Origin of the sequence: Xanthomonas sp. CFBP 8151 (genome assembly GCF_011761885.1) — a bacterium.
GTDB lineage: Bacteria > Pseudomonadota > Gammaproteobacteria > Xanthomonadales > Xanthomonadaceae > Xanthomonas > Xanthomonas arboricola_B.
In genome coordinates this window covers 432176-446781 of sequence record NZ_JAASQZ010000001.1, presented here as the reverse complement: position 1 = coordinate 446781, position 14606 = coordinate 432176, and the positions used below count along the sequence as shown (strand labels likewise).

8 protein-coding genes are annotated in these 14606 nt (G+C 64.9%); 4 read left to right on the top strand and 4 right to left on the bottom strand.

Features of this window, described 5'->3' with window-relative positions:
- Nucleotides 1-315: 315 nt before the first annotated feature.
- Nucleotides 316-2616 (bottom strand): NADP-dependent malic enzyme, encoded by a 2301-nt coding sequence (locus FHT08_RS01980; RefSeq protein ID WP_047124708.1) that lies wholly within the window; start codon nucleotides 2614-2616, stop codon nucleotides 316-318.
- 198 nt (nucleotides 2617-2814) lie between these two features.
- A complete protein-coding gene (locus FHT08_RS01975) occupies nucleotides 2815-4161 on the bottom strand; it encodes a dicarboxylate/amino acid:cation symporter (protein ID WP_047124707.1) in 1347 nt (448 codons plus the stop codon).
- Nucleotides 4162-4445: 284 nt separating this feature from the next.
- On the opposite strand from FHT08_RS01975, the gene FHT08_RS01970 reads away from it, so the two are divergent.
- From FHT08_RS01970 to FHT08_RS01955, 4 genes are all read left to right on the top strand, one after another.
- Entirely contained in the window at nucleotides 4446-5618 is a 1173-nt protein-coding gene (locus FHT08_RS01970) for a porin (RefSeq protein WP_047124706.1), read from the top strand.
- Nucleotides 5619-5843: 225 nt separating this feature from the next.
- Entirely contained in the window at nucleotides 5844-8489 is a 2646-nt protein-coding gene (locus FHT08_RS01965; RefSeq protein ID WP_166774144.1) for a PAS-domain containing protein, read from the top strand.
- A 298-nt stretch (nucleotides 8490-8787) separates the two neighbouring features.
- The gene (locus FHT08_RS01960) at nucleotides 8788-10908 is read left to right on the top strand and encodes a TonB-dependent receptor (protein WP_243848926.1); all 2121 of its coding nucleotides are present in this window, start codon (nucleotides 8788-8790) and stop codon (nucleotides 10906-10908) included.
- 698 nt (nucleotides 10909-11606) lie between these two features.
- Nucleotides 11607-12755, top strand: coding sequence for an aldo/keto reductase (locus FHT08_RS01955; RefSeq protein ID WP_243848925.1), 1149 nt, complete (start codon nucleotides 11607-11609; stop codon nucleotides 12753-12755).
- Nucleotides 12756-13094: 339 nt separating this feature from the next.
- Here the strand turns inward: FHT08_RS01955 and FHT08_RS01950 are convergent, their stop codons facing one another.
- Nucleotides 13095-13799: a DUF6602 domain-containing protein gene (locus FHT08_RS01950; protein ID WP_166774143.1), complete on the bottom strand. Its 705-nt coding sequence runs from the start codon at nucleotides 13797-13799 to the stop codon at nucleotides 13095-13097.
- A 96-nt stretch (nucleotides 13800-13895) separates the two neighbouring features.
- Complete coding sequence (locus FHT08_RS01945; RefSeq protein ID WP_024938967.1) at nucleotides 13896-14534, bottom strand: response regulator transcription factor; 639 nt, start codon at nucleotides 14532-14534, stop codon at nucleotides 13896-13898.
- Between the last annotated feature and the right edge of the window lie 72 nt (nucleotides 14535-14606).

Below are 14606 nucleotides of genomic sequence, written 5' to 3'. Positions count from 1 at the left end.
AGGTCTCGCATCGCTGATGGCGCTGCTTGTCTGGAGGCAGGTGACTGCAGGATGCAGGCACTGGCTCACGCAATCGGTGGATTCGCGACTGCTGCCGGAGTAGGGTTTCACTGCAACGTCAGCAGCGCTGGTAAGCCGTACCCTCACCCCACCCCCGGCCCGCGCTTGCGGCGCGGGCGCTTCAAGGCACGCGCGCCAGTGGCGCGCAAGCAGTGCCTTGTCGCCCCGGGGGGAGAAGGGCTTTGGCGCGACGCGTCTGGTGCCGCTGGCGGGCAGGGTTTCGGGGGTTTGCCGGTGGCAGAATCTCAACCGCTATTATTTTTCGCTGGCGCCCTTCTCGGCATCGCGCTGCCGGCGGATCTGCGCATCCACCGCGGCGATCGCGGTCATGTTCATCACCCTGCGCGAGGTGGCGCTGGTGGTGAGGATATGCACCGGCTTGGAGATGCCCATCAGGATCGGGCCGATCGCCACGCCGTCGGTGAACACGCGCACTAAGTTGTAGGCGATGTTGGCGGCCTCCAGGTTCGGCAGCACGAACAGGTTGGCGCGGCCCTTGAGCGTGCTGTTGGGCATGATCTGCTTGCGCAGCGCCTCGTCCCAGGCGGTGTCGCCCTGCATCTCGCCGTCGATGTTGAGCTCGGGCTTGCGCTTGAGCAGGGCCTCGCGCACCTGGCGCATCTTCAGCGCATCGCGCGAGTCGTGGCTGCCGAAGTTGGAGTGCGACAGCAGCGCGATGTTGGGCTCGATGCCGAACAGCTTGAGGCGATACGCGGCCTGCAGCGTCGCTTCGACCACCTGCTCCACGGTCGGGTCTTCCTGCACATGCGTGTCCAGGAAGAAGAACACGCCCAGCTGGTTGATCACGCCGGTCATCGCCGAGGTGGAGCTCACCCGCGGTTCCAGCGGAATCACGCTGCGTGCGTAGCCCAGCTTCTTGTGGAAGCGGCCGACCACACCGGACAGCATCGCATCGGCTTCGCCACGCGCCACCATCACCGCCGCGATCAGGGTCGGACGCGAGCGCATCAGCTCCTTGGCGGCGGTGTCGGTCACGCCGCGACGCTCGGTGAGCGCGTGGTAGTACTGCCAGTATTCGTTGAAGCGGGGATCGTCGAGGATATTGGTGATCTCGAAGTCCACACCGGCGGTCAGGCGCAGACCCATGCGCTCGATGCGCGCCTCGATGACATCCGGGCGGCCGATCAGGATCGGGAACGCCAGGCCTTCGTCGACCACGTTCTGCACCGCGCGCAGCACCACTTCCTCTTCGCCCTCGGCATAGACCACGCGCTGCTTGTCGGCGCGCGCGCGGTCGTAGACCGGCTTCATCATCAGGCTGGTGCGGTAGACGAACTGGCCGAGCTTGTCGCGATAGGCCTCCATGTCGGTGATCGGGCGCGTGGCCACGCCCGAATCCATCGCCGCCTGCGCGACGGCGGACGACAGCTCCACCAGCAGGCGCGGGTCCAGCGGACGCGGAATCAGGTATTCCGGGCCGAAACTCGGGGTTTCGCCGCCGTAGGCCGCGCCCAGGTCGGAGGCCTCGCGCCGCGCCATCGCCGCGATCGCCTTGACGCAGGCGATCTTCATGTCTTCGTTGATGCCGGTGGCGCCCACGTCCAGCGCGCCGCGGAACAGATACGGGAAGCACAGCACGTTGTTGATCTGGTTCGGGTAGTCCGAACGGCCGGTGCCGATGATGCAATCCGGACGCACCGCCTTGGCCGCTTCCGGGGTGATTTCCGGGTTGGGATTGGCCAGCGCGAAGATCACCGGCTGGCGCGCCATGCTGGCGACCATCTCCGGCTTGAGGATGCCGGCCGCCGACAGGCCCAGGAAGATGTCCGCCCCCTCGACGATCTCGGCCAGGGTGCGCTTGTCGGTATCGCGCGCGTAGCGCTGCTTGTCCGGGTCCAGGTCGGTACGGCCGGTGTGGATCACACCATCGCGGTCCAGCGCCAGGATGTTCTCCGGCTTCAGGCCCAGCGAGACCAGCATGTTGACGCAGGAGATGCCGGCCGCGCCCATACCGGTGGTGGCCAGCTTGACCTCTTCGATCTTCTTGCCGGTGACCACCAGCGCGTTGAGCACCGCGGCGCCGACGATGATCGCGGTGCCGTGCTGGTCGTCATGGAACACCGGGATGTTCATGCGCTCGCGCAGCTTGCGCTCGACGATGAAGCACTCCGGCGCCTTGATGTCTTCCAGATTGATGCCGCCGAAGGTCGGCTCCAGGCTGGCGATGATATCGACCAGCTTGTCCGGGTCGTTCTCGTTGATCTCGATGTCGAACACGTCGATGCCGGCGAACTTCTGGAACAGCACGCCCTTGCCTTCCATCACCGGCTTGGAGGCCAGCGGGCCGATGTTGCCTAGGCCCAGCACCGCGGTGCCATTGGTGATCACCGCCACCAGATTGCCGCGCGCGGTGAGCTCGCTGGCCTGGGTGGGTTCCTCGACGATCGCCTCGCACGCGAAAGCCACGCCCGGCGAATACGCCAGCGACAGATCGCGCTGGGTCAGCATCGGCTTGGTCGCGGTGACCTTGATCTTGCCGGCCGGCTGCTGGCGGTGGTAGTCGAGGGCGGCCTGTTTGAAGTCGTCGTTGGACATCGGCTGTGTGGGTCTCGAAGGCGCAGGAGGTCTGAATTCTACCCTCCTGCCTGAACAAGGGCCTGTCGCGCAGCTGTCGGCGCGGCAGGAAGATCGCATGCTGCAACGCGTCGTGCGCCGCGGCCAGTTTTGGCTAGAAGCGAAAACGGCCCTGTACCCCGCCGGCAACGCCGACGGAATACAGGGCCGTAGGAAGCATCAGCGTGCGCTGATCGGGGCGACGACGTCGGTCGAGGCCACCGGCGCCTGCAGCGGCGGCGAGCCGCCATCCAGCACCAGCTTGAGCTGATCGCGGTCCAGCGCATTTTCCCAGCGCGACACCACCACGGTGGCCACCGCGTTGCCGATGAAGTTGGTCAGCGAGCGGCACTCGCTCATGAAGCGGTCCACGCCCAGGATCAGCGCCATGCCGGCCACCGGCACGTCCGGCACCACCGACAGCGTGGCCGCCAGGGTGATGAAGCCGGCGCCGGTCACGCCGGCCGCGCCCTTGGAGCTGAGCATCGCCACCGCCAGCAGAGTGATCTGCTGGCCCAGGCTCAGGTCCACGTTGGTGGCCTGGGCGATGAACAATGCGGCCAGGGTCATGTAGATGTTGGTGCCATCCAGATTGAACGAGTAGCCGGTCGGCACCACCAGGCCCACCACCGACTTCTCGCAGCCGGCCTTTTCCATCTTCTCCATCAGCGACGGCAGCGCCGACTCCGACGACGAAGTGCCCAGTACCAGCAGCAACTCGGCCTTGAGATAGCGGATCAGCTTGAGTACCGAAAAGCCGCACAGACGGCAGACGATGCCCAGGATCACCAGCACGAAGAACAGCGAGGTCAGGTAAAACGAACCCACCAGCCAGGCCAGATTGACCAGCGAGTCCACCCCGTACTTGCCGATGGTGAAGGCGATCGCACCGAACGCGCCGATCGGCGCGGCCTTCATCAGCATATGCACCAGGCGGAACACCGGCGCCGTCAGCGCCTCCAGAAAGCTCAGCACCGGGCGGCCGCGTTCGCCGACCAGGGCCAGCGCGATCCCGAACAGCACCGCCACGAACAGCACCTGCAGGATGTTGCCATCGACGAACGCGCTGATCAGCGTGGCCGGGATGATGTCCATCAGGAAGCCGACCAGGCTCAGCTCGTGCGATTTCTGTACGTAGGTGTTGACCGCGCTCTGATCCAGCTCGGCCGGGTTGATGTTCATGCCGGCGCCGGGCTGCACCACGTGCGCCACGATCATGCCCACGATCAATGCCAGCGTGGAGAAGAACAGGAAGTAGGTCATCGACTTGGCGAAGACCCGGCCCACCGTCTTGAGGTGGGTCATGCCGGCGATGCCGGTGACGATGGTCAGGAAGATCACCGGGGCGATGATCATCTTCACCAGCTTGATGAAGGCATCGCCCAGCGGCTTGAGGCTTTCGGCAAACGCCGGCTCGAAGTGGCCCAGCAGGGCGCCCAGGACGATCGCCACCACCACCTGAAAATACAGCTGACGGTAAAAGGGAACGGGCGCCGGCAAAGGGCCGGCAGGCTTGCTGATGTGCATGACGCCACTCCGAGGGAACATAGAGGGTGCCTGAGCGGTACCCGGTGCGGCATTCTGGCCGTACGTCACAGCTCGAGCCGATAGCCCATTGGTACTAACCACTGTCCCCGGGCTGAACGTCGCCTTACACTTCAGCCGCGCCACCCCCGGCCGTTAAATCCGTTTAACGCAGACACCGATTCCCGTGTTGTTGGCCGTCCGGAACCTGCGCGCTTGCTGAAGCTGTTCAGTGCGACCGCCATGGCAGGACGCCCGGCCCCTTCTCATTGCCGAAGACCACACCTATGCGCCTCAATCCGCTCGTTCTCGCGTTGGCCATCGCCGCCGCGCCCGCTGCCGCCAATGCGGCCACCTCGCTGGAAAACTGGCCCACCAAGTACACCTTCGGTGATGGCACCGAGCTCGGCCTGACCGGCAACTACGCCTACGACGACAACAACTTCTCCGGCGACGACCGCCTGGAAGACCGCACCGACTTCCGCCGCAAGGAATTCGGCGCCACCCTCAAGAAGAAGGGCGTCTACGACGCCATGGTGTATTTCGACTTCGAATCCAAGCTGTGGCTGGACGTGTTCTTCCGTGTCGAGACCAAGGCCCTGTTCGGTCAGGACTACGGTCGCGTGCGGCTGGGCTACATGAAGGTGCCGGTGGGTCTGGAAGCGGTACAGAGCTCGCGTGCGGGCAGTTTCATGGAACTGGGCCTGCCGATCCAGGCGGTGTTCCAGGGCCGCCGCACCGGCGTGGAATGGACGCTGGAGCGCCAGCAGTATCTGCTCCAGGCCGGCGCCTATGGCGGCAAGGATCTGCAGGGCGACAACCCGGGCACCACCCAGGCCGTGCATGCTGCCTGGACCCCGTTCAAGGCCGAAGGCAATGTGCTGCATCTGGGCCTGGCCGGTTCGGTGGAAAACCCGCGCGGCTTCAGCGACGGCCGTGGCGTGTCGTTCAGCCCGCGCGTGCGCCTGCGTGCCCGCCCGGAAGCCGGCCTGACCGACGTGCGCCTGATCGACACCGGTACCATTCTCGATGTGGACCACGTGATCCGCGCCGGCGTGGAAGCGGTCTGGATCCACGGCCCGTTCTCGCTGCAGAGCGAAGCGCTGCGCGCCGAAGTGGCGCGTAACGACAACCTGCCGCATTACATCGCGCAGGGCCAGTACCTCTACGGCACCTGGACGCTGACCGGCGAGTCGCGCAGCTATGCCGGCGGCGTACCGGGCAACATCAAGCCGGCGCACGACTACGGCGCGGTCGAGCTGACCGCCCGCTACAGCCGCCTGGATCTGGAAGACAACCGCGTCAGCGGCGGTCGCCAGCACGACACCACCATCGGCGCCAACTGGTACCTCACCAGCCACTTCAAGATGCAGGCCAACTACAGCTGGGTGGATGCCACGCGCAACGGCGTGCATGAAACCCCGCACGTGATGGAACTGCGCGCGCAGGTACAGTTCTAGGCGTTATCGCGCAGCGGTGACGCGGGACTCGTCGGCCGCGAGTTGGCGTCGGTTGACCGCTTCGACGCGTAACCCGGCAACGCACGCCAATGTGCGGGTCGCTGCGGCCGCATCCTTCAGGGGATGCGGCCGCAGTCGTTTTTGGGGGGCACCGTGGCGGCGAAGGGCGCAGGCCACCGCGCCGATGGCTGCACGATGCATCGGCACACCGCCATACTTGTCGCCATGTACGCCTCACAACGCCGCCGCCTGCTGTCCACGCTGTCCATCGTGCTGGGCGGCATGTTGGTTGCCATGTTCGCCGCCGGGCACTTCGTCGAGCAGAACGCCCTGCACGAGGAAAGCGCCACCGTGCGGCGTCAGCTGCGCCTGTACGCGCAGGCGTTGCAGCAACGTATCGATCGCTATCGCACCCTGCCGCAGATTCTGGCGCTGGACCCGGAACTGCGCGCCGCCGTTTCCGGCCCGTTGTCCCCCGCGCAGGTGGATCAGCTCAACCACAAACTGGAGCGCGCCAACAACGTCACCCGGTCCTCCACGCTGACGCTCATCAACCGCGACGGCATTGCACTGGCTGCCAGCAACTGGCGCGCGGCGCGCAGCAACGTGGGCGTGGATTACGCATTCCGCCCGTATTACCAGCAGGCACTGTCCAACGGCAGCGGAAGTTTCTATGGCATCGGCATGACCACCAGCGAGCCGGGCTATTTCCTGTCGCAGGCCATCGTCGATGCCGGCGGCCAGGTGCAGGGCGTGGTGGTGATCAAGATCGCACTGGCCGCGCTGGAACGCGAGTGGCTGCAGACCCCGGACATCGTGCTGGCCTCCGACGCCCACGCGGTGGTCTTTCTGGCCAGCCGCCCGCAGTGGCGCTACCGCATGCTGGCACCGCTGAGCCTGCGCGACCGCAGCGAATTGCGCAGCACCCGCCAGTATGCCGACCAGGACTTGTTGCCGCTGCGCCGCCGGTTGATCGAGCAGACCGGCAACGGTGGCGTGCTGGCCGAGGTCAACGACCCACCGCTCGCCGGCCCGGTGCTGTGGCAGACCCTGCAGGTGCCCGAAAGCGGCTGGCGCCTGCATTTGCTGCACGACACCCGCGCCAGCGCGGCGGCCGGCCGCGCCGCTGCGATCGCCGCAGCCGGTGCGTGGCTGGCGCTGGCCTTGCTGTGGTTGTTCGTGCAGCAGCGGCGGCGCCTGTCCGCCCTGCGCCAGCGCAGCCGGCACGAGCTGGAAACGCTGCTGCAACAACACGCCGAAGAATTGCGTACCGCGCAGGATGGCGTGGTGACCGCCGCGCAACAGGCCAATGCCGGTTTGAGCCGCAGCCTGGAACACCTGCCGCAGGGCGTGGTGGTGATCGACGAAGCGCTCGATCTGGTGGCGTGGAATTCGCGCTACGTGGAACTGTTCCGCTTCCCGCCCGAACTGCTGAAGATCGGCAGGCCGATCGAAGACCTGTTTCGCTTCAACGCACGCCGCGGCCTGCTCGGACCCGGGCCGATCGAAGCGGCGATCGAACGCCGCCTCAATCATTTGCGCAGTGGTAAACCGCATATGCGCGAGAGCGAGAAGGAAGATGGCACCGTGCTGGAAATCCGCGGCAATCCGCTGCCCGACGGCGGATTCGTCACCAGCTATGCCGACATCACCAGTTACAAGAACGCCGCGCGCGAACTGCGTTCGCTGGCCGACGCATTGGAACACCGCGTGGCCGAACGGACCCGCGATCTGGCTGCGGCCAAACGCGAGGCCGAGAGCGCCAATCGCTACAAGACCCGTTTCGTCGCTTCGGCCGTGCACGACCTGCTGCAACCGCTCAATGCCGCGCGCATGTTCGTCTCGGTCCTGCGCGGGCAGGTGCGCCAGACCGGCGGCGCGCGCGTGGTCGACAACATCGAAGGCGCGCTCGCCGCGCAGGACGCCATCCTCAACAGCCTGCTGGACATCTCGCGCCTGGAGGCAGGCAGCCTGAAGACCCAGGTGCGCGATTTCGCCATCGCCCCACTGCTGGAAACCCTGGCCCGCGAGTTCGGCATCCTTGCCGAAGACCGCGGCTTGGTGCTGGATTGGGTGGCAACGTCCGCCGTGGTGTTGAGCGACGAGAACCTGCTGCGGCGCATCCTGCAGAACTTCCTGTCCAACGCCATCCGCTACACCCCGCGTGGGCGCGTACTGATCGGCTGCCGTCGTCGCGGCGGCTGGCTGCGCATCGAAGTGCACGACCAGGGACCTGGCATTCCCGAAGCCCTGCAGGAAGAGATCTTCGAAGAATTCAGGCGCCTGGACGACGGCGTGGCCAATGATCGCGGCGCCGGTCTGGGCCTGGCCATCGTCGAGCGCATCGGACGTCTGCTCGGTCACCGGATCGGCCTGCGTTCCGCACTGGGCAGCGGCAGCGTGTTTTCGGTGACCGTGCCGCTGGGCGAACGTGCCGCGATTGTCAGGCGATTGCCGCCGCCCACCACAACCGCAGAACATGCCAACGACCCCATCCTGCACGGGTGCCGCGTGTGGTGCGTGGACGATGACCCGCGCGTGTGCGAGGCCAGCCGCGCCCTGCTGGAGCGCTGGGAATGCCGTGTGGACTTTGCCGGCGGCCCCAATGAGGCATTGGCCGCTGCCAACGCCGACGAGGTGCCGGAACTGCTGTTGCTGGACGTGCGCATGGGCGAACACTATGGCCCCAGGGTGCTGCCGCAGCTGGTGGAACGCTGGCAACGCGAACCGCGCGTCATCCTGGTCACTGCCGAACCCGACCCGGCGCTGCGCGAGCATGCGCTCGACCTGGGCTGGGGATTCTTGACCAAGCCGGTGCGCCCGCCCGCGCTGCGCGCGTTGGTCACCCAGATGTTGTTGCGGCGCCAGTAGTTGCACGGTTGCCAGCACTGCTGCATCGCAGTTGATCGAACCGGCAGCGCACGCCGGTCGGGACCGACTGGCGCATCGGTGGATCGATGCAACGCTTGCCGCTACAGCGTCGATCGACAAGCGCCCATGCCTGACAAGATCGCTGGCCGCAGCTGACGCATCCCCGCGCCTGCCTGCCCCGACGCCGGGACGCTCGCGCCTGCTACAATAGCGCGAATGATTCGCATTTGACCGTCGCTTTCGTGGTGCCGTGCAGGCCTTGCCCCTGTGCCGGCCACGCCTTGGAGTTCCTTGCCCGATGAAATCTCCCGTCTCCGGATCGGCCAGCATGCCGTTCGTTGTCAGCTTCTGCCTGCTCGCCTCCGCCACCGCTTCCGCACAATCGGACGTCACCGATACGCTGGACACCGTGGTGGTGGCCGCCTCGCGCTCCAACATGACCGTGGCCGAATCGCCGCAGACGGTGTTGATCATCGACAAGGCGCAGATCCAGCAGCAGTTGACGATCTCCAGCAACTCCTCCGACGTGCTCGCCAACCTGATTCCTTCGTACACGCCCAGCCGCGGCAAGATGAATGGCAGCGGCGAAACGCTGCGCGGGCGCACGCCGCTGATCCTGATCGACGGCGTGCCGCAGTCCAATCCGATCCGCCCCACCGGGCGCGAAGCGCACACCATCGACTATGCGATGGTCGAGCGCATCGAAGTCATCCAGGGCGCCAATGCCATCAACGGGCTGGGCGCCACCGGCGGCACCATCAACATCATCACCCGACGGCCGCAGGACGGCTCGCTGAACCAGCACATCGACGTGCAGGCCACCGCGCCCAGCTCCGAAACGCGCGCGGAAACCACCAGCGTTGAAACCCGTTACCGCGTGGACGGCCGCTCGGACAGGCTCGACTACCTGTTCTCGGCCAGCTACAGCGACCAGGGCCTGTATGTGGACGGACAAGGCCGTCCGATCGGCGCCGACAACACCCAGGGCGACCTGATGACGTCCAAGAGCTACGACGTGCTTGCCAAGCTCGGCTACGCGCTCACCGACGCGCAGCGTCTGAGCGTCAGCGTCAACCGCTACCGCATCAAGAACGACAACGACTACATCGGCGTCGCCGGCAACCGTGCGCAGGGCCTCCCCACCAGCTCGGTGCGCGGCACCCCGCAAGGCACCGCGCCCTGGAACGATGTGCTGACGTCCAGCCTATCGTATACCCACGACGATCTGGCCGGCATGCAGCTGAGCGCGATGGTGTTCAACCAGGAATTCGAAGGGCTGTTCGGCGCCGACAACTCTTCCACGTTTCAGGATCCACGCATTGCCCCGGTCGGCAGCTTGTACGACCAATCGCGGTCGGTCGCCTCCAAGTGGGGCAGCAAGATCAGCCTGACCAAGGACGACCTGCTCGACGGCCGGCTCAAGCTCACCGGCGGCGTCGACCTGCTGGCCGACACCGGCAAGCAGGATCTCTACGGCACCGGGCGCACCTATGTGCCCGAATCGGACTACCGCAATCTTTCGCTGTTCGTGCAGGGCGAATACAAGCTGCTGCCCGAGCTGACCCTGCATGCCGGCGTGCGTCGCGAAGAAGCCGAGCTGAAGATCGATAGCTACCAGACGCTGTGGCGCTACAACCGGGTCGCTGTCGAAGGCGGCACGCTCGATTTCAATCAGACCCTCTACAACACCGGCCTGGTCTACACGCCGGTCGAAGGGGTGAGCTTTTTCACCAGCTATTCCGAAGGCTTCGGCATGCCGGACGTGGGCCGCGTGCTGCGCGCGATCAACACGCCAGGCACGCGCGTGGCCAGCCTGAGCACGCTGGAACCGATCCTGACCAAGAGCGTGGAAGCAGGCACCCGCCTGACGCGCGGCGCGTTCGACGCGGACCTGAGCTACTTCCAGTCCAACTCGGACCTGGGCACGCGCGTGGTGCCGATCAACGGCGCCTTCATGATGAGCCGCGAAAAGACCCGCGTGCAGGGCGTGGACGCCAGCCTGGGCTATCGCCTGGATTCTGCGCATCGCCTGCGCCTGTCCTACGCCTACACCCATGGCCGCTACGACAGCGATAACGATGGGCAACTGGACGCGCGCCTGGATGGGCTCAACGTGGCGCCCAACCGGGTGATCGCCTCGTGGTCGGCGCAGTGGACGCCGAAGCTCTCCTCGTTCGTGCAGGCCCAGCATGCCTTCAGCCAATCCTTCGACGAGGCCGACAAGCGCTTCAGCGGCTACACGCTGGTGGATGCGACGTTCAACTACGCGCTGCCGCGTGGCGCAATGCGCATGGGTGTATCCAACCTGTTCGACAAGCAGTACATCACCTACTACTCGCAATCGGCCCTGGTCGAACCGCTGCGCTACTTCGCCGGACGCGGGCGCACCATCACGCTGGGTTATTCGCTGGATTTCTGATGGCGTAGCGTGGTTGCCAACAGCGCGCGATACGCCTGCGCACGCATGCTGCTGCGCCGGGATGTCGAGTCGTCGCGTCGTTAGATGCAGTCAACAGCGGGCGCGGTGCCCTCGCCGCCCGCGGGACACGCCGTGAATCCGTCCGTGGAGGCTCGGTGGCGGCATCCATGCCGCCACACGGTCCCGCAAGCGGCAAGGCCACCGCACCAGGGAGCCTGTCGGTTGCTTTGCTGAAAACCATACCCGCCAACCATCTCGACGGGTCCTTGCCCGCCCACCGTCGCGGGACCTTACGCGGCATGGATGCCGCGTAAGAGCCTACATGGACGTACTTGCGGCGTGTCCCGCGATGGTGGGCGGGCAAGGGCCCTGCAACGAAGTCGCAGACATCAGCGTCTTGGTCGCTCAATCGTGCCCCAGAAGGGCGCATGCCTGCGTGTCTCTGATACTCGCACCCATGCGCCCGCTGCGTGCGTATTCGTTGGCGTCCTGCAATCGGCGCTGCAACGCACCACGCACATCGAACCGAACGCTGCAATGCATGCAATTCACTGCGGCTGCGTGACGATGCCGATTTGACGATCCGGACGATCCGGACGATCGGGCAAGGATGCCGGATCACCAGGCTCACGCCGACCCTGCGGCCCGCGGCACAGTGCATCGCAACACGCACACCGCCACTACCGGAGACACACCGCATGAGTCAGACACTGTCGCTGGACCACTATCGCCTGCTTGGCCGCTCCGGCCTGCGCGTCTCGCCGCTGTCGCTGGGCACCATGACCTTCGGCGAAGACTGGGGCTGGGGTGCGGACGCGGACGAAGCCAGGCGCATCTTCGATGCGTATGCCGACCGCGGCGGCAATTTCATCGACACCTCGGTCAACTACACCAACGGCGGCTCCGAGCGCATCCTCGGCACGCTGCTCAAGCACCGCCGCGAGCGCTTCGTGCTGGCCACCAAGTTCACCATGGCGCGCGATCCGGACAACATCAATGCCGGCGGCAACCATCGCCTCAACCTGATCCGCTCGGTCGAGACCAGCCTGCGCCAGCTCGACACAGACCGCATCGACCTGCTGTATCTGCACGCCTGGGATTTCACCACCTCGCCGGAGGAAGTGATGCGCGGGCTGGAGCATCTGGTGCAGTCGGGCAAGGTGCTCTACATCGGCATCTGCAACACCCCGGCCTGGCGGGTGGCGCAGTTGCAGACACTGGCCGACCTGCGCGGCTGGTCGCCGCTGGTGGCGCTGCAGATCGAATACAGCCTGGTCGAGCGCAGCGTCGAACACGAGTTGCTGCCGATGGCACGCGAGCTGGGCCTGGGCGTGTTGCCCTGGTCGCCGCTGGGCGGTGGCATCCTGACCGGCAAGTACAGCCGCGCCGATCTCTCCGCCGACAACGCGGCCGAGGTCTCGACCAGCCGCAAGGGCGTGATCGCCTCGACCGGGCATCTCAATGCACGCTCGCTGGAGATCGCCGATGCGGTCGGTGCGGTCGCCGAGGAACTGGGTGCCTCGCGCTCGCAGGTGGCACTGGCCTGGACCTTGCGCAATCCGGCCGTGGTCTCGCCGGTGATGGGCGCGCGCACGCTGCAGCAGGCCGAGGACAACTTCGGTGCGCTCGCCATCGACCTGAGCGTGGAGCAACTGCAGCGGCTGAACCAGATCAGCGCGCTGGCGCCGATCTTTCCGGAGCGTTTCATCGGCCGGCCCATGGCGCAGCAGCTCATCTACGGGACGCACAAACTGCAGCTGCGCAACCAAGCGGAGCGCACACGACCAGAACATGACCATTGCCACGACGTTATGCATTGTCGCCACGACGCTCGTGCAAACGCCTAGCCCCCCTCCGACACCACCTACACGTCCTGTATCGGATGGCCGATATCAGCGTGCAATAAGCACATCGTAGGCGCCCCGTTTACGTGCTGGGAAGCTGGCATCAGCGGTGTGTTCAACGAGCTATTAGCACCTGAGGTGGTGCGGATCTTCGAAGGCTCCGGCCCGAATGCGAGCACACTTCATCGTCGCGATGCATCGCTCGATAATGTGGTGTACCCGTTCAGCGACCGCGCTGGTCGCGCAGATGTTGCTACGGCAAGGAGTTACTTCCTGACCAATAAAAGATCTGTGTCAAAAAATCTCGGCGCGCCACCGATAATAGACCAATTCATCTGCAGGTTATGAAATATAACGCTCCCATTTCACAGTACGCATTACTAAGCGCCCTGTCATCCTGGATAACAACACGAAGAGTCTGGCAACACCCACTTCCGCTCCATCAAAGCGAAGATACTCATCCAGGCCATCCTGATCTAAAAGCAGACCCTCATTCGCAATCAACGCCCCCCTTTTTAAATCAATGTATACATCTGGTCGCCCTAACGGTTCCATATCCAAGAGCGCATCTTTAATTGTGCTCAAATCAGAGCCGCCGTATGTGACAACGACAATCAGTATCCGGTCGTAAGGCCATGTCAAATCGCCTAACTCAACGCCACCAAGGCTGCTTGGCACCAATCGTTTCACACTCCGAATATTTTCAGCTATTTCTTTTATTTTTGCCGGTCTAATTTCGGTCTTTATTTCAAATGTTGCCACAACGCCTTCTTGAAAAATAAGATCATGCCCGCTGGAAAAAGGCAGCCGCGGCATGGATTTCAGCGTTAGCACTATGTCTTGCTGCTTCGAACGACGACCGTCAGAATCTATAATGACTCCACTCACAATACTTGTCATTTCTGGCAAATGCGATTTCAGAAAATCCTGAATCAGCCTTTCCCGCGCCGCCCCTGCAGTAACAGAATGCCCCAGCACAGCGGTAGCTTCATATTGCGCATTCAGCGCATTGACCACCGCCCGGAAATATTCAATCAAGGGTTTCATTGCTTATCGTTTCCCGTCACCTAAGCGCAGATTAAATTAATTGAAAAATTCAATTCAACCGCCGTATCAAATCTAGGCTCGATCCTAGGAGCAACCTCAGCCCTCGCCTTCCGGCTCCAGCGCCTTGACCAGCACTGCCGCCTGCGTGCGGCTGTAGCAGTCCAGCTTCTTCAGGATGGCGGTGACGTGCACCTTGACGGTGTTCTCGGCCAGCCCCAGCTCGTGTGCGATCTGCTTGTTGAGCAGGCCGTCGGCCAGGCTCAGCAGCACGCGGAACTGTTGCGGGGTGAGCTGGGCGAGCTTGGAGGCCAGTTGCGCGTCGGCCTCCGAGCGCTCGGCGGTCATCGGCGGGAACCAGGTGCCGCCCTCCAGCACGCTGGCCACCGCGGTGCCGATCGATTCGGCCGGGGTGGATTTGGGAATGAAGCCGGCTGCGCCGAACTGCTGCGCGCGCCGGATCACGCGTGGGTGATCGTTGGAGGAGATCACCACCACCGGGATGTCCGGATGCTCGCCACGCACGTGCAACAGCGCCGAGAAGCCGCGTGCGCCCGGCATCGCCAGGTCCAGCAGTACCAGCTCGGCCTGGGGGTGCGAGCGCAGCATCGCGCTCAGCGTGGCGGCGCTGGAGGCCTCCACCACGTCGGCCTGCGGCAGGGTCTGCTGCAGCACATGGATCACGGCGGCGCGGAACAGCGGGTGGTCGTCGGCGACGAGGATGGTGAGATCGGCCATGCGCCAAGTCTGGCACATGGCCGTGTCGGTTTCCCGCGCCCGGGCGTCCGCCTCCACCCCGTTGCGCAGGTA

What these genes read in the sequence shown, in the direction of transcription:
- FHT08_RS01980 (WP_047124708.1), bottom strand. Translation starts at nt 2,616, where the DNA reads ATGTCCAACGACGACTTCAAACAGGCCGCCCTCGACTACCACCGCCAG.
- FHT08_RS01975 (WP_047124707.1), bottom strand. Translation starts at nt 4,161, where the DNA reads ATGCACATCAGCAAGCCTGCCGGCCCTTTGCCGGCGCCCGTTCCCTTT.
- FHT08_RS01970 (WP_047124706.1), top strand. Translation starts at nt 4,446, where the DNA reads ATGCGCCTCAATCCGCTCGTTCTCGCGTTGGCCATCGCCGCCGCGCCC.
- FHT08_RS01965 (WP_166774144.1), top strand. Translation starts at nt 5,844, where the DNA reads ATGTACGCCTCACAACGCCGCCGCCTGCTGTCCACGCTGTCCATCGTG.
- FHT08_RS01960 (WP_243848926.1), top strand. Translation starts at nt 8,788, where the DNA reads ATGAAATCTCCCGTCTCCGGATCGGCCAGCATGCCGTTCGTTGTCAGC.
- FHT08_RS01955 (WP_243848925.1), top strand. Translation starts at nt 11,607, where the DNA reads ATGAGTCAGACACTGTCGCTGGACCACTATCGCCTGCTTGGCCGCTCC.
- FHT08_RS01950 (WP_166774143.1), bottom strand. Translation starts at nt 13,799, where the DNA reads ATGAAACCCTTGATTGAATATTTCCGGGCGGTGGTCAATGCGCTGAAT.
- FHT08_RS01945 (WP_024938967.1), bottom strand. Translation starts at nt 14,534, where the DNA reads ATGGCCGATCTCACCATCCTCGTCGCCGACGACCACCCGCTGTTCCGC.